Raw genomic sequence first — 20,240 nt, 5'->3', positions numbered from 1 at the left:
CCTCTTTTTTTGATACTTTTATTATAGCCTAAAAAAGACAATTACACACGTTAGATACTCAAAACCTGCAAAATGTTCGCCTTTTTCTTCTGTCCAGATACTGGATAAGGAAGGAAGAACTTTGTCTGACAGCAACTCAGCTGATATACTGCCAGACACTTTACAGTCTTTCCACATCGGCGAGGAAGAAGATCAGTCTAAATTCTCTGCGAACTTATAGGACAGAAGCCATGAACTATCCGGCTGGCTGATAAAGCGCAGAGAAACAGAGACATTTTCCTTATTGACTGATGTCTGATAGCTGATAAAACGAGTGGTAATACCATTTGTAGTAGATTCAAAAGCAGTGGAAGGCTCGCCGTATTCAGCAATAATATCATCGTAAGACATCCCGCCAAGACCGCTGTCTTGGTCTCCTACTGTCAGATTATCAAACTTTTCCTTATCCCACGAAAAATTACTGTTTTCAGCATACTTAAGTGTTGATGCAGTTGTGTTTTCTTGTTTTGATTCTGTGCTGTTCCGGCTACTCCTATCAAAACCTTTATACAGACCAAAGGCAAGCAAAAGAAAGAGCCCGGCTAAAAGCGGTAAAACCAGATGTTTCTTAAACCGTAATTTGATGGTAAAATAAGCTGCAAACCCAAAAATACATATAGAAAAAAGTATTAAAAAATAAAACATTATATTCCTCTTTAGTTAAGTTTTACTATCTATTATAATTCATTTCTTAAAAAAAACAAACTGTCAAAAACAGTTTGTTATTCTGTGAAAATCAAGGCATACCCATGCCTGGTTCTCCGCTGTCCATCATTCCGCCTTGGCCAGTTGACAGAGAGGCTTTTGCCGTTATTGACTGACCATCTACTGTAATTGTATAGGTTTGCCCTTCTTCTAATTCTGGCGTACTGACTAAAATATTTTGAAATTCCTGAGATGCAGTATAAGATAAAAGCTCATTGCCATCAGAGTCACTGATGACTATTTTTGAGCCGCCGCTGCCTTGAATATTCTCCATAATTGAAGCTTGAGTTGAATTCCCGCTAAACCCTTGAGCCATCTCACTGCTGCCGAGGAAAATAAGCTGCCCGCCCGTGATAATCCCTTCATTTTCATAATCCAGAGCATTGTTTGCTGTGTCAGTTGCTGCGCTGATATATAGTGTTCCGCCTTTAATCTCAATACTGTTATTAGAATCCAAACCGTCACCTGATGTTGTTATTGTAAAATAACCGCCGTTAATCACTAAGCCGATATCTTCTGCTGCTGCGTTTGAATTTGCTGCATTAATAGCATCATCGCTGCTGTTAATGGTGAAATTCCCATCATTAATGGTAACTGTTTTTCCTTCTAAACCTTCTGCTGCCTTTGCAATATCAATATTTCCGCTGTCAATAAGCAAATCACCCGAAGCGTGCACCGCATCATCTCCTGCTGAAATCGTCAGTGTACTGTTAGCCAAATAAAGATTGCCCAGTGTCAGGTTATCATCGTTATCACTTTTTAGGGCATCTTCTCCCGCTTCGACAGTCATCGTTGTGTTAGCGATATTGAGTTCATTGTTGACTTTAACGGCATCATCGACCGCTGTTAGATTATAGGAACCGCCTGTTATATGAATACCTGCTTCAGACTCAATAGCATTGCTATACTGACCATTAACAGTTAAAGAGCCCGTGCCATTAAAAGTTAAATCTGTCTCACTGTAAATAACAGCTTCACTCTCATCACTGCTGCCTGAATTGGCGATGTTATTATTTGTTCCCTCAGCTAGGGTGATAAAAACCCGCTGAGCTGATTGAATATCAATCGCCGTTTGGTCTCCCGTCATTGTCACTCCATTAAAAACAAGGCGGACATTATCTGACTCTGTTGCAGCAACCTGAACCTGTACATTCTCAGATTCTCCGGAAATAAGATAAGTTCCTGCCTTAGAAATCGTTACTTTAGAATTTGCTATACTGACCCCCTCACCGGAAACACTGGCTGTATCGCCTGTCAGCTTGATAGTCGACGCTGCATCTTTATCATAGTCGGTAACAGTATCTTCATCTATAAAATAAGCGCTGTTTACCGCGGTGGATGTGCTGACTTCAGAATTTGAGTTGATACTGCCTGATGTTGATGTGTTTGTGTTTTGACTCGAACAGGCAGCTATCAGTAAAGCTGCTAGACTACAGAGTAAGAATAACATTTTTCGTTGTATTTTTACCATTATTTTATCCTTTCACAAGATACAAAGGCCGTTAAAAAATCCGTATGAAAATGACGGTAAGTCCGAAATTTGTGATTTCGCAGACGCACCTCTGCCAAGACGACTAGAAGGGTGCGGTCGGCTGTCAAGACGACAAAGCCTTCAGACGGCTACGGCTAGGGTTGTTTAGCAATCTGCTTACATCACAATGACAGTCATCTTTTTCACTAGAATTTTAAGCCGTGTTCAATTCATCAAGATACAAAGGCCGTTAAGAACGCAAAGAGAAAATAGGCGTCTGACCGCTGAGTCACTAAAGACTCAAGGGAAGGCGGTCTTTTTCTCACAGCGTTTAGCCGTGTTCAGTTCCAACAAGATACAAAGGCCGTGAAAAGAGCAAAGCAAAAATAGGAGGCTGGACGAAGAACCAAAGGGTTCTAGGACAGGCTGTCTTTTTTGCACAGCTCTTAGGCCGTGTTCAATTCCAACAAGATATAAAGGCCGTTAAGAAATCCGTGTAAAAAGTATTATGTTCCATGATTTGCTGTAACCAAAGCCTTGATTATGATAAGCAAGTAGACTGAAATTTTTCTAAAAAACAGCTAAAATGAACCTAAAAATTCTTGACAAATTTTCTATTAACAGACTGTAACTATACCGATAACAGTTCTATTTCGGCTTTACCTGAAAACAGATTAAAAAGTTTAAGAAAACAGATTTTTTTGGTAAAATATGGCTATGAAAATTTTAATTACGTCTGGCGGGACAAGAGAAAAAATTGATGAGGTAAGAAGCATTGCCAATCATGCCAGCGGCAGCTTAGGAAAGCTTATTGCTGAAAAATTTCTTACGCACGGCCATGAGGTGACTCTGGTAACAACTAAGTCCGCTGTAAAACCGAATAAGCATGCTAAACTTAGTCTTATAGAAATCACTGATGTCAGCAGTCTGATACAAACCTTAAAGCCTCTGGTGAAAAGCCATGACCTTTTTATCCACAGTATGGCTGTATCGGACTATACACCGGTTTATATGACTGACTTAGATGAAGCAAAACAGGCGAAAGACTTGACAAAGCTGCTAATGAAAGAAAATCAAGAGCAAAAAATTTCATCAGCTGCTGAATACCAAGTGCTTTTTTTGAAAAAAACACCCAAAGTTATCAGCCTCGTTAAACAGTGGAATCCCCAAATCAGGCTCATCGGTTTTAAACTATTGGTTGGCGTTCCCAAAGATGAGCTTTTTGCCGCAGCAACCAAAAGTCTGATAAACAATCAGGCAGACTATATTTTGGCTAATGATTTATCAGAAATAACGGCTGACACGCACCATGCTTTTTTGCTTAATCAAAATGAAAGATACGAAGCTTTTACCAAGCCCGAAATCGCCCAGCTGATTTATGAAAAGGGGGTAGAACATGACTAAAACCGTTACACTCGCTGTATCAGGCAGCATCTCTGCTTACAAAGCAGCTGATTTAAGCAGCCGTCTGACTAAATCAGGCTATGATGTCCATATTCTGATGACCCAAGCTGCCACATCTTTTATTACACCTTTGACCCTGCAAGTACTATCCAAAAATCCTGTTCATGTTGAGCTCATGCAGGAAGAAAATGCTAAAATTATCAATCATATTGAATTAGCAAAGCAGACAGACCTCTTTATTCTTGCTCCGGCTTCTGCTAACACCATTGCCCATTTGGCTCACGGTTTTGCTGACAATATGGTAACCGCTGTTGCTTTGGCTTTAGACAGCGGTATCCCTAAACTGCTGGCCCCTGCTATGAATACCAAAATGTATGATAACCCAATCACTCAGGCCAATTTGCAGCTTTTAAAAGAGAACGGCTATCAGGAAATTGAACCGCGCTCCAGTCTGCTGGCCTGCGGTGATGTCGGACGCGGCGCACTGGCTGAGCTGGATGTTATTGTGAAAAAAATTGAGGAAAAAATTCATGAATAAAAGAAAATCATCTGATGTTGCGACTATCTCTATCTTTTTTGCAGCCATGCTGCTTATCCACCTGCTGAGTTCTCTTCTCTTTAGTGTTTGGCTGGTTCCTATAAAGCCAACCCTTATGCATATTCCGGTTATCATTGCTTCAATTGTTTACGGCCCTAAAGTCGGCGGGGCATTGGGAGGTTTGATGGGACTTATCAGTATGATAACAAATACCCTTGTTCTGCTTCCTACCAGCTACCTCTTTTCTCCTTTTGTTGAAAACGGGACACTGGCTTCAGCTTTGATTGCGTTCCTGCCGCGGATTTTAATAGGTATTGTTCCCTATTTTATTTATAAGTGGTTTCATAATAAAACAGGCCTCTTTTTAGCTGGTTTATTAGGGTCATTGACAAATACAGTTTTTGTGCTTTCAGGAATCTTTATTTTCTTTTCTTCCGTTTACGGTAATGATATCAAAAGAGTTCTGGGAACCATTATTACTGCCAACTCAGTCGCAGAGATGGTTATATCAGCTATACTGACTGCTGCTATTGTCCCCAGCCTGCTAAAGCTTAAAAAATAAATCACGGAAAACCCGTGATTTTTCTTTTTGAAAATGATATAATGAAAGCGGTTAAAATATTAAAAGTATTAGAGGTTTGCTCAAATATCAGAAATGGAATCGAAGCTTTATGCTCTCTGTTTGATTTTTAAAACCTTTATAGCTTGATTAAAAGGAGTTACACTATGACTTATACAGAAAATTACCAAAATTGGCTTGATTTTGCTGAACTTCCTGAGTATCTTCGAGAAGAATTAACCGCCATGGATGAAAAAACCAAAGAAGATGCTTTTTATACCAATCTTGAGTTTGGCACAGCCGGAATGCGAGGTTATATCGGCGCAGGAACAAACCGGATCAATGTTTACGTTGTCCGGCAGGCGACGGAAGGCTTGGCTAAGCTGTTCGAAACAAAAGGGGATGAGGTTAAAAAACGCGGTGTCGCTATTGCTTATGATTCCCGCCACTTTTCACCAGAATTTGCTTTTGAATCAGCACAGGTCTTAGCTCGTCATGGCATCAAAGCTTATGTCTTTGAGAGCCTGAGACCAACACCGGAATTATCCTTTGCTGTCCGGCATTTAGGTGCCTTCGCCGGTATCATGATAACAGCCAGTCATAATCCAGCTCCTTTTAATGGTTATAAAGTTTATGGTGAGGACGGCGGGCAGATGCCTCCTCATGACGCCGATGCCCTAACTGATTTTATTCGGGCAATCGATGACCCATTTGCTATCCAGCTGGCTGACCTTGAAGAAGCTAAAGCATCAGGTCTTATTGAGGTTATTGGTGAAGCGGTTGATGCCGAATACCTCAAGGAAGTCAAAGAAGTTAATATCAATCAGCAGCTGATTGATGAGTACGGCAAAGACATGAAAATTGTCTATACTCCTCTACATGGTACTGGGGAAATGCTGGCACGCCGCGCTTTAGCACAGGCTGGCTTTGCTTCTGTCCAAGTCGTTGAAGAGCAGGCTGTCCCTGATTCAGATTTTGCAACTGTCAAATCACCTAATCCAGAAAATCAAGAAGCTTTTGCTCTGGCTGAAAAGCTAGGACGTGAGGCTGATGCTGACGTCTTGGTTGCAACCGATCCTGACGCTGACCGGTTAGGTGTTGAAATCCGCCAAGCTGATGGTTCTTATAAAAACCTTTCCGGCAATCAAATCGGAGCCATCATTGCTAAATATATTCTTGAAGCTCATAAAACGGCAGGTACTTTGCCAGGAAATGCGGCTTTGGCTAAATCCATAGTGTCAACTGAATTGGTAACCAAGATTGCCGAAAGCTACGGAGCAACAATGTTTAATGTCCTGACTGGCTTTAAATTTATTGCAGAAAAAATTCAGGAATTTGAAGAGCAGCAAAACCACACCTATATGTTTGGTTTCGAAGAAAGCTTCGGTTATTTGATTAAACCGTTTGTCCGCGATAAAGATGCTATTCAGGCAGTACTGCTTGTCGCAGAAATTGCAGCTTATTACCGTTCCCGCGGGTTGACTCTGGCTGACGGTATCGAAGAAATTTATAAAGAATACGGCTATTTTGCTGAAAAAACCATTTCAGTAACTCTCTCCGGAGTTGACGGTGCCGCTCAAATTAAGAACATTATGGATAAATTCCGGGATAAGGCACCAAGCCAGTTTAATGCAACTGACATTGTCAAAACCGAAGACTTTCAAGCTCAGACTGCCACAACACAGGCTGGTGTTGAAAAACTGACGACACCGCCAAGCAATGTGCTTAAATACACTCTTGCTGATGATTCTTGGATTGCCGTTCGTCCGTCAGGAACAGAACCAAAGATAAAATTCTATATCGCAACAGTCGGAGAAAGCTTGGCAGATGCTGAAGCTAAGATTGCTGCTATCGAGGCAGAAATCAATGCTTTTATTAAATAAACACTATTTAGCAAGACTGTAAGCCATATAATCTTTCCTAAAACCAAAAAAACCAATAGCCACTGTCGCTATTGGTTTTTTTGGTTAATCCTATGTCATGTCTCATTGGAATTTTTTGTGTGCAGCATACTTCAAATCATACCATCCTTTGTCACCCTGACTGAAAGCAACACAAACAAATGATTTGCGTTTATCACTAACTAGTTATAACATGAATCCAAAAGGAGGCAAACGAATGGTTGAATTAGGAATAACAACATTTGGCGAAACAACATCCTTGGAAGAAACCTGCAGAACTTTGTCACATGCTGAACGTATCCGAAATCTATTAGAAGAAATCGAACTTGCTGACCGTGTCGGTTTAGATATTTACGCTATAGGTGAACATCATCGTGAAGATTTTGCTGTTTCAGCTCCGGAAATTATTTTAGCTTCCGGTGCAGTGAATACTAAACATATTCGGTTATCAAGTGCTGTTACAGTTTTAACATCAAGCGATCCGGTTCGTGTTTATCAGCAGTATGCTACGATTGATGCACTGTCAAATGGCCGTGCGGAAATTATGGCTGGGCGCGGTTCCTTTACCGAGTCTTTCCCCTTATTCGGTTATGATTTAGATGATTATGAGGCATTATTTAATGAAAAATTGGATATGCTCTTGTCTATTAAAGCAAATAGCCGTTTAAAGTGGAAGGGAAACTTTACTCAGTCAGTTGATTACCGCCCCGTCTACCCAAGAGCAGTTCAAGAAGATCTTCCCTTGTGGGTAGCGACTGGGGGTAATCTTAGCTCGACTGTCCGTATTGCAGAACAAGGATTACCAATTGTTTATGCTGTTATTGGCGGCAACCCCAAGCATTTTGCGCAATTAGTTAACGCCTATAAAGAAATCGGTGTCTGACACGGACACTCTCCAGAACAATTGAAGGTTGCAGCGCACTCTTGGGGATGGATTGAAAAAGACAGACAAGAGGCTGTCAGTCATTATTTCCATGCAGTTAAGCAGACAGTGGATAATATTGCTAAAGATCGTCCTCATTGGACTGAAATGACAAAAGAACAGTATCTAGATGCAGCCGGACCAAACGGTGCAATAGTCGTCGGCGATCCTCAAAGCGCAGCTGAAAAGATCATTAGCCTGATAGAATACCTGCAGCTGGATCGCTTCATGCTCCACTTACCTATCGGTTCTATGCCTCACGAAAAAACGCTGGAGGCCATTCGGTTATATGGCAAAGAAGTCGCTCCGATGATTCGCCAGCATGTTAAAACAGCATCAAAAGACAAATAGTACAAGTAACTGTTAACTTTTACCCCACCCTCTGATTTACCGCCAGCCGTAGACGTCTGAAGGCTTTGTCGTCTTGTCAGCCGACCGCACCCTTCTAGTCGTCCTGGCAGGGGGGCGTCTGCGAAATCAAAGATTTCGGACTTTCCGCCTTTTCCTACGGATTTTTTTAACGGCCTTTGTATCTTGTTGGAATTGAACACGGCCTAAACGCTGTGAGAAAAAGACCGCCCTCCCTTGAGTCTTTAGTGACTCAGCGGTCGGACGCCTATTTTCTCTTTGCGTTCTTAACGGCCTTTGTATCTTATTTTTATAAAGCAAAGGAAGCTGGGATACTTTTGTCCCAGCTTCCTTTTTCGATTTTACAGTCCAATTAGGATTTGTGCTACCTTAAAATAGATAAGCAAAGCACAGGCATTCACAATTGTGGTCACTAACGGTCCGGCCATGACTGCCGGATCCTGCTTCAACTTTTTAGCCAGAAGCGGCAAAATTCCTCCAACTAATTTCGCCAAAACAATAGTTATTAAAAGTGTTACGCTTACGGTCATCATCACTAGCAAGCTGGTGTCTGTAAACAGTATCATGCGCAGAATGTTCACCAGCGCTAAAATCATTCCGACCAGAAGACCGACACGAAACTCCTTCCAAACAACACGTAAACAATCTGAAAAATCCAGCTCATCTAAAGCCAATGATTGGATAATCAAAGTCGAAGACTGAGATCCTGAGTTTCCGCCGCTGTCCATAAGCATGGGAATAAAAACAGTCAAAGCAACAGCTGTGGATAAGATGCTTTCGTAACGTTCAATAATTCCTCCCGTAACTGTAGCAGACAGCATCAAGAAAAGCAGCCAGATAATCCGCTTCTTCGCTAAGGTCATAAACGAAGTTTCCAGATAGGATTTTTCACTTGGGACAACCCCCTGCATCAAGGCATAGTCCTCATAGATTTCTTCAGAGATAATTTCAAAAATATCATCCGCAGTGATAATTCCTACTAATCTTTGCTCACTGTCACAAACCGGCAGTACCAAAAGTGAATATTTATGGAAAAGCTTTGCAGCCTCTTCCTGATCAGCACCTGTTGTAACAGTTAAAGGCTACCAATGAATAATGGAAGAAAAATCTTCTGTATCCAAACGCAGTAAATCCGCTAAATATAAATAACCATTCAAGTGCCGTTCATGATCAATAACAAAAATCGTATTAAGGTGTTCGTGCCCTGCTGTTGATTTTTTTAATTTTTCCAAAACTTCGGATGTTTTGGTATTTCTTCGGACAGCAACATAATCGGCGCTCATCAGACTTCCCACACTGTCTTCAGGATAGTTCAACAAACGGTTAATAACCTGGCGGCGGTTTTCCGGAATATATAAAAGAAGCTTTGTTACTAAGTTAGAGGGCAGTTCCTGCAAACTGTCAGCCAGTTCATCAGAATCTAACTCTGCTAGGATTTCAGGAAGGTCAGCTTGCGCCAAACTCTCAATAAGACTAATTTTGTCCTCAGCAGGCAGTTCAGCGAAAAGTTCTGCCAGCTGCTCTTTAGAGAAAAGTTTAAGCATAATCGCTCGTTTTTCTGGTTCTAGCTCGAGCATGTAGGCCGATACATCTACACGGTGACTATGCTTGACAAATTCTTGGAGTTCTTCCATTTCTGCTTTTGAAACAGATACTGGCATCAGTGCTCCCTCCTTAATTTCAAAGTCTTATTCATTATACTAATTTTGAAGAGGGGGTCAATATAGAAAAAGGTCTCTCCTATAACTGTTATTCTCCTATAGAGATTCTGCAAATGTTGCTTCACGTTTTCTGAACTGACTGCATTTGATAATATAACCCTTTTTTATGCATTAACTCTTCATGCTTTCCAAACTCAACAATTTCCCCTTCAGCCATAACTAAAATAAGGTCGGCAGATTGTACAGTTGATAAGCGATGGGCAATAATAAAACTAGTCCTTTCTTTCATCAGCTGCGTCAAGGCTTCTTGGATCAGCCCCTCTGTTCGAGTATCAATTGCCGAGGTCGCCTCATCCAAAATTAAAAGCTTAGGCTGTTTGACAAAGACTCTGGCAATGGTAAGCAGCTGGCGCTGCCCCTGCGAAAGCGATGAACCGCCGTCTTCTAAATAGGTATCATATTTGTGCGGCAGCTGTTCAATGAAAAAATCAGCTTTTGCGGCTTTTGCGGCTGCTATGACTTCTTCTCTTCCTGCTTCCGGACGACCATAAGCGATGTTGTCATGAATAGTAGCTGTTTTTAACCAGCTGTCCTGCAAGACTATGCCTATTTGCTGGCGCAAATCATCAACCGCATAGTCCTGAATATTAACGCCATCCAAGTAAATAGCACCGCTGTCTACATCATAAAAACGCATCAGAAGATTGATAAGCGTTGATTTTCCAGCACCTGTCGGACCGACAACAGCAACCTTAGAATGAGCCGGAATGGATAAATTGAGGTTTTTAATCAGTTTTTGTTCAGGAAGATAGCCAAAGGAGACATCAGCGAAAACAAGCGCGCCTTTAACGCAGTCTGGATTTAACTGTCTTACTGCTGGTAAGGAAGCTGCTTCTTTTGTATCAAGAATACTGTATAATCTTTCAGCACATGCCAGCGCACTCTGCATTTCTGACATCACCGAAGAAATGTCGTTAAAAGGTTTAGTGTATTGATTAACATAATTTAAAAAAGTTACCAGCTGACCGACTGAAAATGCTCCTGCCATAATACGCAGAGCTCCGACACCGGTTAAGAGAGCATAAATAAGGCTGTTGACAAACCGAGTGGCCGGATTAACGGTTGAAGAATAGAAAACAGCGGCCTGAGAATAGTCAGCATATTTTTCATTAACGGCTTTAAACTGAGATAGGGTTTCTTCCTGAGCGTTAAAAACCTGCAGAAGACTTTCCTGATTGAGCATCTCCTCAACAAATTGAGTCTGCTTGCCCCGTGTTGCGGTCTGTCTTTGATAAAACCGATAGGATTTCGCAGCAATAAAACGAGCCAAAAAAAGAGATAAAGGAGTCAAAAGCAGAACTAAAATCAGCATCAGCCAGTCAATATCAGCCATTGTTATAATGGTAATAATAAGCGTTAACAGCCCCAAAAACAATTGGTTAAAGACCATTAACAACCCGTTGCTCAGCTGTTCGGCATCCGTTGTCACACGGCTGACTAAATCTCCTGTACTTCTCTTATCAATGTAAGCAAGGGGTAATCGGCTCAATTTCTGCATGACTTTTTGGCGCAGAGTATAGATATATTCAAATACGAGCTTATTATAAAGAAGCGGATTTATCCATTGAATAAGAGTATTCAGACTAATAACAAGAGCCATCTTCATTAAAAGCGGGAAGAGCTCACTGATTGCCTGTATCTGCAAAACCAAATCAACTGCATTGCCAATTAAAAGCGGCAAATATACGGTTAAACCAACCTGAACAACGGTCCCTGCAAGTGCCAATACAAGCAACCATCTTTGTTCCCAAAAATCCCCTGCTATACGCCGGCGTGTTTTCTTACTATTTCTAGCTTTCACCACTACCTCCCTCCATTAAGATACAAAGGCCGTTAAGAACGTAAAGAGAAAATAGGCAGGCGTCCGACCGCTGAGTCACTAAAGACTCAAGGGAGGGCGGTCTTTTTCTCACAGCGTTTAGGCCGTGTTCAATTCAAACAAGATACAAAGGCCGTTAAAAAAACCCTTCCATTTAATCCTGCTCAATCATTATGCTGTGAATAATGAATAGCCCGGTAAAGACTGCTGTGCTTCAACAGTTCTTCATGGCTATCAAAGCCGGCTTGTCTGCCTTCGTCCAAAAGCAAAATGTTATCTGCTTCCTTGAGGCTTGCAGTACGCTGAGAAACCATAATCAATGTGGTCCCCTGCAGATTTTCTCTAAGAGCAGTTAAAAGGCGGTTTTCAGTGAGATAATCGAGCGCAGATGTAGCATCGTCTAAAATTAAAAAAGGAGGACGCCTGAGAATAGCCCGGGCAATGGTCAGCCGCTGCCGCTGACCGCCGGAGAAATTACGGCCGAATGCTGTAACCGGACTATCCAAACGAGAGTCTTTTTCTCTGACAAATGCGCCGGCTTGAGCGATATCCAATGCTCGCCAGAGCTCTTCATCATCCGGTTTGCGTTCCAGTCCTAACAGCAGGTTTGAGCGAATTGTTCCTTGGAAAAGTTCAGCTTTTTGCGGTACCAGGCCGACCCAATGCCGCCACTCTGCCAGATTTTTTGGAGACTTATTTTGATTAAACAGCGTTAAATTGCCCTTTTGCGGGTGGTAAAGACCAGTGAAAAGCTGCACTAATGTTGATTTTCCAGAGCCTGTTCCGCCGATAATGCCTAAGAAACCGGAAGTTTGCAGCTTAAAATCAAGGTTTTTTAAAGCCGGTGAAGAAGACTTAGGGTAGGAGAATGACATTTTCTGCACTGTCAACGCTAAATCATCCTGACTAACTTCTTGTGTCAAAGGCGCTCTAACATCTTCAGCCGGCAGAGCCAATACGTTTCTAATACGTCCGGCGCTGATGAAACTTTGATTTAAGGAAGCAACCAGCATCGTTGTTTTCAGCAGTTCAGTCAAAATCTGCAGCAGATAATTGACAAGGGCAATCAGCTGTCCTTGCGAAAGGACCTGATTTTGAATGGACTGGCCGCCTTGATAAATGATTAAAAGCAAGGTAACATTTACTGTAAAAAAGGTAAGCGGTGCTACCAAAGCGGACAGACCGCCGGCTCGGAGCTGCAGATGAGTGTAATCTTGGTTAAGATCCGCGAACTCTTTCTCTTCGGTTTCTGCTTGCCCAAAAGCCCTAATAACACGGACCCCCTGCATCTGCTGCCGAGTCAGACTGACCATTTTATCAACTGCCCGTCTGATTTTTAGATAAACAGGGCCCAGCAGATTAGACAGGGCCAAGACGATAACGAATAAAAGGACAACCATTACCAGAAAATAAACTGTAAGCTTAGGACTGATAAGAAAGGACATTATAACAGCACCGCATACAATGATCGGTGCCCGTAAAAAAAGGCGCAGGAACTGGTTAATGCCGGTTTGAATCTGAAAACTGTCACTGGTCAAACGCGTCACTAGACTGTCTGTTCCCAGTTTATCCCGTTCTGTTTGACTTAACGACACAATCTTAGCAAAAAGGTCCTGAGTCATCTGTTTAGTAAATCCAACTGCTGCCTTGGCAGAATAATACTGGGCAGTGATGGATACAAGAACACCGATGCAAGCAAAAGCAAATAAGATGAGAAGCATGGCATACAGCTGCTTTTTCGTTCCTATCGGAATAATATGATCAACGATTTCAGCTATAATGAGAGGAACCAGCAATTCGAAAGCGGCTTCCAATAATTTAAAAAGGGGCCCCAGAACTGCTTCTTTGAGGTAACCCTTGAAATAGATACGCAATGTTTTCATACTACTCTTTCCTAGAATAAACTCATTATTCTGATAAGATACAGGTTGAAGCGAACTTCGCGGGAATAATAAATGTTGCCCCCGTTTTTATACAGCCGCCCTCCGGAAATTAAGGCCAAAGGATGGTGATAAAAATAGGTTTCCCCGCTGGTATTGCCTAGGCTGGGAGCAACAACATCACGCGAATAAGCTTTAGCCAGTTCGATTGTATTTTTTCCGCCGTGTTCGGCGATATAATCGATATAAGCCGTTCCAAAGTTATAAGCCTGCACAGCTGTCCAGGAATCAACTTTAGCTTCTTTGGCTAATTCGATATTCTCAGAAAGCAGGGTGACCCCTTGCTGAATACTGGTTTTACTGTCTTTAATTGAATTAGCCATACCGCTCGAACTTTCGCTGGACTGCATGACATCATCTTCTCCTCCTTTAGTTTCTGTATAAATCATAGCTAATACCAACTCAACATTGGCATCAGTATCATTTTCCGCTAAAGTCGTTTCAACCATTTCCTGATACTTCAAAACATTATGAACATTACGGTGAATCACATAAAGATGGTAAACACAAAAAAGAAGAAAGAGAAGAATAATAAGACGTCGTATTTTTTTTAACATATTATTTATTCTGTATATCCTGTATATTCTTAATCAGTATGGAGTAAGTTCCATCCTGATTCTGTATAAATTCCACAGTTTCAGCATCCTGATAAATCTGATTAGGAACAATCAGCTCAATACCATTGGACAGAGATAATTTTTGGCTGGATAGCTTCTTACTTTGTTTGGAATAATCAATATCTGTGAGTTTAATCGGCTCAGGGATCTCTTCTTTCAGATTATCCACAAAAGTCAGACGGGCTGTCAAATTGTCATCAAACAGCTGATCAGCCAATTTCTCCGGTGCTAGCTCCTGCTCCTCCAAATGATCGTGAATAGCTGCCTTCATTTTTGACTGAAAAGCAAAATCATCCTGGCGAAAATCATCCGCTACTTTTTTAGCGGCTTGTTCAACCACTTTAAGAGATCTTTTCACTGAATTCTCGGGCTGAACCTGCAGCAGGTTTTCCGAAAAATAGTGAGCAAAACTGCCATTGTGTTTAATGCGCTTTTCGATTAGATAGTAGTATCGGGTTGCACGGTTGACAACCAGCGCTTCAGTTGGAGCCTGAGCAGCCCCAGGCAGCGTATTTTGCGTCAGCTTAATTGGTGCATCAGACTGTCCTGACAGATGTGTCAGGCTTTCTTTCAAAGTGAGGCGCAGAAAAGCGAAATGTTCTGCACCGTCTTTATCAAAACGAATAAAGATTAAATCATTGGGTCTTTGGTCTTCTGAAACCACAAAAGCTTCCCGCCAGAGCTGAGCGATTTTGATTGATGAGTCTAAAAAGTCAGCTGTAAACTGCTTGAAAAAAGGATTTTCATCTGTAAATTGGCCCCTTTTAGCCTCGTCAGAAAAAACTTTAGCCAGTTTTCTGGAAAAATACTCTTCAAGCAAAGGCGTAACTGTCAGCGGCTGATCGGCCAAAAGCAATTCCGTATCGTCAGGCATGAATTGATGGATAATAAGGTCTTTGATATAAAAATCCATTATTTGCTTCCTTCTCCGTATAGAGGAAAGGCATCAGTCATTGTTTTAACCTCTTGACGCACAGCTTCCAGAACAGTTTCATCTTCATAATGTTCCAATGTCTTAACCATAAGTTCAGCAATTCGGCGCGCTTCTTTGACGCCCATACCGCGGCTGGTAATAGCCGGAGAGCCAATCCGAATCCCAGACGTTTTAAAAGGAGACAGCTTTTCAAACGGTACAGAGTTCTTATTTAAAGTAATATTCACTTCTTCAAGAATATTTTGGGCTTCTTTGCCATTCTCAACAACTTTTGTGACATCCACTAAGAAAACATGGTTATCTGTACCGCCCGAAACCACATGAAAATTTGTATGCTCCTGAAAAACAGCTGCCATAGCCTGAGCATTTTTGATAACATGTTCTCCATAAACCTTAAAGGCTGGATCCAGAGCTTCTTTAAATGCTGCCGCTTTTGCAGCGATAATATGCATCAAAGGACCGCCTTGGAGTCCTGGGAAAACTGCAGAATTAATTTTCTTGGCAATCTCCGAATCATTAGTCAAAATTAAGCCTCCGCGAGGTCCGCGCAGCGTTTTGTGCGTTGTGCTGGTAGTAACATGAGCATAAGGAACAGGATTAGGATGGTGCCCTGATGCAACAAGACCTGCGATATGCGCCATATCAACCATCAGATATGCTCCGACACGGTCAGCTACCTGACGGAATTTTTGAAAATCAATGATGCGGGAATATGCTGATGCACCTGCGACAATCATTTTAGGCTGAGTTTTCTCAGCTATGGTCAGGAGTTCCTCATAATCAATTTCTTCTGTTTCCGGATGGACAGAGTAGGCTACAAAATGATAGGTCTTTCCCGAAAAACTTACTGGTGAACCATGAGTCAGGTGGCCGCCGGCGGCTAGATCCATTCCAAGAACAGTATCACCGGGCTCCAACAGAGCCATATAGGCTGCCGCATTAGCCTGACTGCCTGAGTGTGGCTGAACATTGGCAAAAGCTGCCCCAAACAGCTCCTTAGCCCGTTCAATGGCCAAATTTTCTACGATATCAACGCAGTCAGTTCCGCCATAATAGCGTCTTCCTGGATAGCCTTCAGCGTATTTATTCGTCAGCACCGATCCCTGTGCAGCCATAACAGCCCGAGAAACGATATTTTCTGAAGCGATCAGTTCAATATTATTCTGCTGCCGCTCTTCTTCTGCCTGCACAGCATCCCAAAGCTCTTGGTCGTAAATTTGGTCGTTTTCCATATCAAAAATCATGTTTTCTCCTTTTATCAAGATACAAAGGCCGTTAAGAACGCAAAGAGAAAATAGGCGGTAAGTCCGAAATCTTTGATTTCGCAGACGCACCCCTGCCAGGACGACTAGAAGGATGCGGTCGGCTGTTAAGACGACAAAGCCTTCAGACGTCTACGGCTGGCAAGAAGTTGAGCAGAACCTAGTTCATAAGGTTCCCTCACTCTCTAATTTTCAAGTTTGGGCTACCTGTGTACTTTCACAGCGTTTAGGCCGTGTTCAATCTAATTAACTCATTTCAAATGTTATTTCCGGAACAGCAGCCAGAAGGTCTGAGCGGCTGAGGGCTCCCTGACGCAAAATTTTAGCCGGACCGTCTGATAAATCAAGGATAGTCGAATCAATACCCGAAACAGCCGCATCATCTTCTAAACCGATGAGCTGCTGGTTAAAATTTTGTCTGATTTGACTGAATGTTTTACCGCTCTCACTGCCCGAAAGATTGGCCGAAGGGCCGATCAAGGGGCCAGTTTTCCGAATAAGTTTCAGTGTCTTAGGATGCTTAGGGATACGAAAGCCAACAGACCTCCCTCCCGAATTGATCCAAAAAGGAACCTTATCATTAGCCTCTAGAATAAGCGTCAGCGGCCCCGGTAAAAAAGCTTGGTACAGTTTTTCGAGATAGGGAGGCTGATTTTGCGAATAGGCCCGAATACCGTCTAGATCCGCAACATTAAGGGTCATCGCCTTAGCCTGAGGGCGGTTTTTAAGCTGATAAACCTTAGCAACAGCAGCTTGATTCAAAGCCTGAGCAAAAATACCGTAAACTGTTTCTGTCGGCAGGATAACAGCGCCGCCCTGAGCTAAAATATCTTCTATTTTATCCATTATCTACTGCAACCATCCTGTCTTTTCCAAAACTATCCTGCAAAATTCTGACCCGCTTTTGCGGAAACGTTTCAGTCAGCATCTGATGAAGTGCTGTTCCCTGTTTATAACCGATCTCCAAATACAGTTTCCCTTCATCAGTCAGATGACGGACAGCCCCTCGAATAATCTGCCGATAGAGAGCCAAGCCGTTCTCAGCCGCAAATAGAGCAAGAGGCGGTTCAGACTGTAAAACATTAGCCGCAACTTCATCTCGGTCATCTTCAGCAATATAAGGAGGATTGGAAACAATTAAATCAAAAGAAGCTGAAACAGACCTAAAAACATCAGATTCAATAAATTCCACTGCTAGCTGATGAGACCGAGCATTCTGCTTTGCTACCGCCAAGGCATCGGTTGAAATATCCGAAGCGGTCACAGTCCAATCCGGGCGTTCTGATTTTAGGCTTAAGGCAATAGCCCCGCTTCCAGTACCAATATCCAAAACAGATAAAGACTGCTGTCCATTTTCCGATAATATCAAAGCAACCAATTCCTCTGTTTCCGGTCTGGGAATAAGCACCCGCTTATCAACAGACAAACGTAAGTCCCTAAAATAAGCAGTCCCGGTAATATACTGCGGCGGCTGATGCGCTGCCAGCTGCTGGTAGATTTCTTTAAGAAGTCTGGCATCCTCAGCTTCAGCTGTTTGGTTTTGCTTAAGCGCTCTATCCAAATCAGTCCAGCCTTTTAATTCCTTAAAAACATAGAGCAGGGCCGCAGCTTCTTCGCCGGCTGCAGTCAGCCGCTGCTGGTAATATCTAAAAAGCTGAGCATAGTTCATTTTTGCTGAAGCGCCTCCAGCTTCTGTGTCTGATCAAAAAGAATCAGTGCATCGATGATTTCATCCAGTTTACCTGAGAGAATGCTGTCCAATTTCTGCAGAGTCAAACCGATACGGTGGTCAGTGACTCGGTTTTGCGGAAAATTGTAAGTCCGAATCCGCTCTGAGCGGTCTCCGGTACCAATAGTTGATTTACGCTCCGCATCTTGTTCGTTTTGGGCAATCTGCGCAAAATGGTCAGCCACACGCGCTCTGATAATTTTCATTGCCTTATCACGATTTTTCTGCTGCGTTCTTTCTTCCTGCATTTCAACCTTAATGTTGGTTGGAATATGCACAATACGGACTGCTGTAGCAACCTTATTAACATTTTGACCGCCGGCACCGGAAGCATGGTAGATATCGATGCGAAGATCTTTCGGGTCAATATCATACTCCACTTCTTCGATTTCAGGCATAACTAAAACTGTTGCAGTAGAGGTATGAACGCGCCCCTGACTTTCTGTTACCGGCACTCTCTGAACGCGGTGGGCTCCTGATTCATACTTCAATTTAGAATACACAGCTTGGCCGGAAATCATAGCGATAACTTCTTTTATTCCGCCGACACCATTAACCGAAAGCTCCATGACTTCAAATTTCCAGCCTTGATTTTCAGCGTACTTTTGATACATGGCCAGCAAGTCACCCGCAAAAAGAGCGGCTTCGTCTCCGCCTGCTGCGCCGCGAATTTCAAGGATAATATTTTTATTGTCATTTGGATCCTTGGGCAGGAGCAATACTTTTAATTTTTCTTCATAGTCTTCTTTAGCAGACCTAGCTTCCTTTAGCTCTTCTTTGGCCATATCAAGCAAATCAGGGTCATCAGCCGCTTCTTTAATCAGCTCCTGTGCATCGTCAATATCTCTCAAAGTCCGTTTGTAATCACGGTAGACAGCCACTGTATCGCGGCTATCCGCTTCTTCCCGAGACAGAGCCATGAAACGTTTCGTGTCAGCCACCACTTCTGGGTCACTGAGCAGCTCCCCCAGCTCTTCATAACGATCTTCGACAGCTTGCAACTGTTCATAAATATTCATTTTAACGTATTAACCTCACTCATTTATCTCTGTGTACAGTCTTTGAAAATTATCTATTACAAGAAAAATCTGTTCTTTCTTTTGCTCCGTCTACAGTTCCGGGTGAAAATAATGCTTGCGGCAGACAGGAATATAGGTTTCACTGCCGCCAATTTGAATTTGTTCCCCGTCATAAACAGGCTGGCCTTTTTCAGTTCTCAAAACCATGGTAGCCTTCTTCGAGCAAAACTGACAGATTGTTTTAATTTCTTCGATTTTATCAGAAAGCAAAAGCAGATATTTCGAACCTTCAAATAGTTCATTTTGGAAATCATTTTTCAAACCAAAGGCCATAACCGGAATATCCAGTTCATCTACTACGCGTGCTAAATCATAAACATTATCCTTACTTAAAAACTGGCACTCATCAATCAGGACGCAGTAAGGCTTTTGCGGAAGGCTAGCAACATAGGTGAAAATATCCATATCTGCTGCGATGGGAACAGCCTTTCGCCGCATTCCGATTCGGCTGGAAACAAAACCGAAACCATCGCGAGTATCAAGAGCTGACGTCATGATAACCACAGGTTTGCCCTGTTCCTCATAATTGTGAGCCACTTTCAGAATCTCGATTGTTTTCCCCGAATTCATGGTTCCATATTTATAATATAACTGCGCCAATGCGTCATTTTCCTACCTTCTACTAATATCTTATTTATTTTAACATAAAAGGGAGGATTTAGCATTAGATTTGTCAGTTTTCTATTTTTGCAGATTGGCCTGGTTTAAGAACAGCTGTTCCTCATTTTTATGCTATAATGAAAATAAAACAGATACTTGCAAAAGAAGTTGGCAGGGTGATTTCAATCGCTTTCTTCGATAGACCTCTCTTTTGCCCGTCACAATCATATAACATTTAGGAGGGCTTTTTATGCCATTTGTAAAAATTGATTTATTTGAAGGCCGGTCAGAGGCTCAAAAAATTGAACTTGCCCGTGAAGTAACTGAAGTTGTTTCCCGTATTGCTAACGCTCCCAAAGAAGCTATCCATGTTTTCATCAATGACCTTCCGGAAGGCAGCTACTATCCTCACGGAGAAATCAAGAGAAAATAAGAGAGTTAGGGAAGCTTATAATCTAGGGCCTGTTTCGTTTTCTAATCTGCTTTACTGTGTTGAACTGAGCACGATCTGAAAGCTTGGAAAAAGTCAGCCTGCCCAAGTGTCTCAAAACTTGCTGACACGATACCGGCTGTTCCCTATTTTTCAGGCCTTTGTATCTTGGTGGAATTGAACACGGCCTAAACGCTGTGA

General features: G+C 42.3%; 17 protein-coding genes and 2 pseudogenes. 6 read left to right on the top strand and 13 right to left on the bottom strand.

All coding sequences use genetic code 11. The annotated features are described in order from the left end of the window. Nucleotides 1–192: 192 nt before the first annotated feature. Complete coding sequence (locus DDV21_RS06075; RefSeq protein WP_116877150.1) at nt 193–684, bottom strand: hypothetical protein; 492 nt, start codon at nt 682–684, stop codon at nt 193–195. A 91-nt stretch (nt 685–775) separates the two neighbouring features. Further along, the gene (locus DDV21_RS06070; protein ID WP_116877151.1) at nt 776–2,215 is read right to left on the bottom strand and encodes a carbohydrate-binding domain-containing protein; all 1,440 of its coding nucleotides are present in this window, start codon (nt 2,213–2,215) and stop codon (nt 776–778) included. 717 nt (nt 2,216–2,932) lie between these two features. On the opposite strand from DDV21_RS06070, the gene DDV21_RS06065 reads away from it, so the two are divergent. The 5 genes and pseudogenes from DDV21_RS06065 (at nt 2,933) to DDV21_RS06045 (ending at nt 7,890) form a co-directional block, all read left to right on the top strand. Next, nucleotides 2,933–3,619 carry a phosphopantothenate--cysteine ligase gene (locus DDV21_RS06065; protein WP_116877398.1) on the top strand — a complete coding sequence of 229 codons (687 nt, stop codon included), beginning with the start codon at nt 2,933–2,935 and terminating at the stop codon, nt 3,617–3,619. Beyond that, nucleotides 3,612–4,157, top strand: coding sequence for a phosphopantothenoylcysteine decarboxylase (gene coaC, locus DDV21_RS06060; protein ID WP_116877152.1), 546 nt, complete (start codon nt 3,612–3,614; stop codon nt 4,155–4,157). The genes DDV21_RS06065 and coaC overlap by 8 nt, the downstream gene beginning before the upstream one ends. After that, nucleotides 4,150–4,719, top strand: a complete 570-nt coding sequence (locus tag DDV21_RS06055) for an ECF transporter S component (RefSeq protein WP_116877153.1) — start codon at nt 4,150–4,152, stop codon at nt 4,717–4,719. The genes coaC and DDV21_RS06055 overlap by 8 nt, the downstream gene beginning before the upstream one ends. A 164-nt stretch (nt 4,720–4,883) precedes the next feature. After that, nucleotides 4,884–6,599: a phospho-sugar mutase gene (locus tag DDV21_RS06050; protein ID WP_116877154.1), complete on the top strand. Its 1,716-nt coding sequence runs from the start codon at nt 4,884–4,886 to the stop codon at nt 6,597–6,599. Nucleotides 6,600–6,834: 235 nt separating this feature from the next. Further along, nucleotides 6,835–7,890 (top strand): annotated as a pseudogene (locus DDV21_RS06045) (LLM class flavin-dependent oxidoreductase). A gap of 359 nt (nt 7,891–8,249) precedes the next feature. On the opposite strand, the pseudogene mgtE reads toward DDV21_RS06045, so the two are convergent. From mgtE to DDV21_RS05990, 11 genes and pseudogenes are all read right to left on the bottom strand, one after another. After that, nucleotides 8,250–8,978: pseudogene (gene mgtE, locus DDV21_RS06040) on the bottom strand (magnesium transporter); the annotation flags it as partial. Between the two features lie 12 nt (nt 8,979–8,990). Further along, nucleotides 8,991–9,569, bottom strand: coding sequence for a magnesium transporter MgtE N-terminal domain-containing protein (locus DDV21_RS06035; RefSeq protein ID WP_116877156.1), 579 nt, complete (start codon nt 9,567–9,569; stop codon nt 8,991–8,993). Between the two features lie 121 nt (nt 9,570–9,690). Beyond that, nucleotides 9,691–11,430 carry an ABC transporter ATP-binding protein gene (locus DDV21_RS06030; protein WP_116877157.1) on the bottom strand — a complete coding sequence of 580 codons (1,740 nt, stop codon included), beginning with the start codon at nt 11,428–11,430 and terminating at the stop codon, nt 9,691–9,693. Between the two features lie 182 nt (nt 11,431–11,612). Then, the gene (locus DDV21_RS06025; RefSeq protein ID WP_116877158.1) at nt 11,613–13,331 is read right to left on the bottom strand and encodes an ABC transporter ATP-binding protein; all 1,719 of its coding nucleotides are present in this window, start codon (nt 13,329–13,331) and stop codon (nt 11,613–11,615) included. 11 nt (nt 13,332–13,342) lie between these two features. Continuing rightward, entirely contained in the window at nt 13,343–13,945 is a 603-nt protein-coding gene (locus DDV21_RS06020) for a lysozyme family protein (protein WP_116877159.1), read from the bottom strand. A gap of 1 nt (nt 13,946) precedes the next feature. Continuing rightward, nucleotides 13,947–14,921 carry a nucleoid-associated protein gene (locus DDV21_RS06015; RefSeq protein WP_116877160.1) on the bottom strand — a complete coding sequence of 325 codons (975 nt, stop codon included), beginning with the start codon at nt 14,919–14,921 and terminating at the stop codon, nt 13,947–13,949. After that, nucleotides 14,918–16,183, bottom strand: coding sequence for a serine hydroxymethyltransferase (gene glyA / locus DDV21_RS06010; RefSeq protein WP_116877161.1), 1,266 nt, complete (start codon nt 16,181–16,183; stop codon nt 14,918–14,920). The genes DDV21_RS06015 and glyA overlap by 4 nt, the downstream gene beginning before the upstream one ends. A 264-nt stretch (nt 16,184–16,447) precedes the next feature. Then, nucleotides 16,448–17,047: an L-threonylcarbamoyladenylate synthase gene (locus DDV21_RS06005; RefSeq protein WP_116877162.1), complete on the bottom strand. Its 600-nt coding sequence runs from the start codon at nt 17,045–17,047 to the stop codon at nt 16,448–16,450. Continuing rightward, nucleotides 17,040–17,870: a peptide chain release factor N(5)-glutamine methyltransferase gene (gene prmC / locus DDV21_RS06000; protein WP_116877163.1), complete on the bottom strand. Its 831-nt coding sequence runs from the start codon at nt 17,868–17,870 to the stop codon at nt 17,040–17,042. The genes DDV21_RS06005 and prmC overlap by 8 nt, the downstream gene beginning before the upstream one ends. Continuing rightward, on the bottom strand, nt 17,867–18,949 hold the full coding sequence (gene prfA / locus DDV21_RS05995) for a peptide chain release factor 1 (RefSeq protein ID WP_116877164.1): 1,083 nt from the start codon (nt 18,947–18,949) through the stop codon (nt 17,867–17,869). The genes prmC and prfA overlap by 4 nt, the downstream gene beginning before the upstream one ends. A gap of 90 nt (nt 18,950–19,039) precedes the next feature. Further along, the gene (locus tag DDV21_RS05990; RefSeq protein ID WP_116877165.1) at nt 19,040–19,609 is read right to left on the bottom strand and encodes a thymidine kinase; all 570 of its coding nucleotides are present in this window, start codon (nt 19,607–19,609) and stop codon (nt 19,040–19,042) included. Between the two features lie 250 nt (nt 19,610–19,859). On the opposite strand from DDV21_RS05990, the gene DDV21_RS05985 reads away from it, so the two are divergent. Beyond that, the gene (locus DDV21_RS05985; protein WP_116877166.1) at nt 19,860–20,042 is read left to right on the top strand and encodes a 4-oxalocrotonate tautomerase; all 183 of its coding nucleotides are present in this window, start codon (nt 19,860–19,862) and stop codon (nt 20,040–20,042) included. The last annotated feature ends 198 nt before the right edge of the window (nt 20,043–20,240 follow it).

Source organism: Streptococcus chenjunshii, assembly GCF_003086355.1.
Classification (GTDB): Bacteria; Bacillota; Bacilli; order Lactobacillales; family Streptococcaceae; genus Streptococcus; species Streptococcus chenjunshii.
The sequence above is the reverse complement of the archived record's forward strand: the minus strand, read 5'-3'. Positions and strand labels throughout refer to the sequence as shown.

What these genes read in the sequence shown, in the direction of transcription:
- DDV21_RS06075 (WP_116877150.1), bottom strand. Translation starts at nt 684, where the DNA reads ATGTTTTATTTTTTAATACTTTTTTCTATATGTATTTTTGGGTTTGCA.
- DDV21_RS06070 (WP_116877151.1), bottom strand. Translation starts at nt 2,215, where the DNA reads ATGGTAAAAATACAACGAAAAATGTTATTCTTACTCTGTAGTCTAGCA.
- DDV21_RS06065 (WP_116877398.1), top strand. Translation starts at nt 2,933, where the DNA reads ATGAAAATTTTAATTACGTCTGGCGGGACAAGAGAAAAAATTGATGAG.
- coaC (WP_116877152.1), top strand. Translation starts at nt 3,612, where the DNA reads ATGACTAAAACCGTTACACTCGCTGTATCAGGCAGCATCTCTGCTTAC.
- DDV21_RS06055 (WP_116877153.1), top strand. Translation starts at nt 4,150, where the DNA reads ATGAATAAAAGAAAATCATCTGATGTTGCGACTATCTCTATCTTTTTT.
- DDV21_RS06050 (WP_116877154.1), top strand. Translation starts at nt 4,884, where the DNA reads ATGACTTATACAGAAAATTACCAAAATTGGCTTGATTTTGCTGAACTT.
- DDV21_RS06035 (WP_116877156.1), bottom strand. Translation starts at nt 9,569, where the DNA reads ATGCCAGTATCTGTTTCAAAAGCAGAAATGGAAGAACTCCAAGAATTT.
- DDV21_RS06025 (WP_116877158.1), bottom strand. Translation starts at nt 13,331, where the DNA reads ATGAAAACATTGCGTATCTATTTCAAGGGTTACCTCAAAGAAGCAGTT.
- DDV21_RS06020 (WP_116877159.1), bottom strand. Translation starts at nt 13,945, where the DNA reads ATGTTAAAAAAAATACGACGTCTTATTATTCTTCTCTTTCTTCTTTTT.
- glyA (WP_116877161.1), bottom strand. Translation starts at nt 16,183, where the DNA reads ATGATTTTTGATATGGAAAACGACCAAATTTACGACCAAGAGCTTTGG.
- DDV21_RS06005 (WP_116877162.1), bottom strand. Translation starts at nt 17,047, where the DNA reads ATGGATAAAATAGAAGATATTTTAGCTCAGGGCGGCGCTGTTATCCTG.
- prmC (WP_116877163.1), bottom strand. Translation starts at nt 17,870, where the DNA reads ATGAACTATGCTCAGCTTTTTAGATATTACCAGCAGCGGCTGACTGCA.
- prfA (WP_116877164.1), bottom strand. Translation starts at nt 18,949, where the DNA reads ATGAATATTTATGAACAGTTGCAAGCTGTCGAAGATCGTTATGAAGAG.
- DDV21_RS05985 (WP_116877166.1), top strand. Translation starts at nt 19,860, where the DNA reads ATGCCATTTGTAAAAATTGATTTATTTGAAGGCCGGTCAGAGGCTCAA.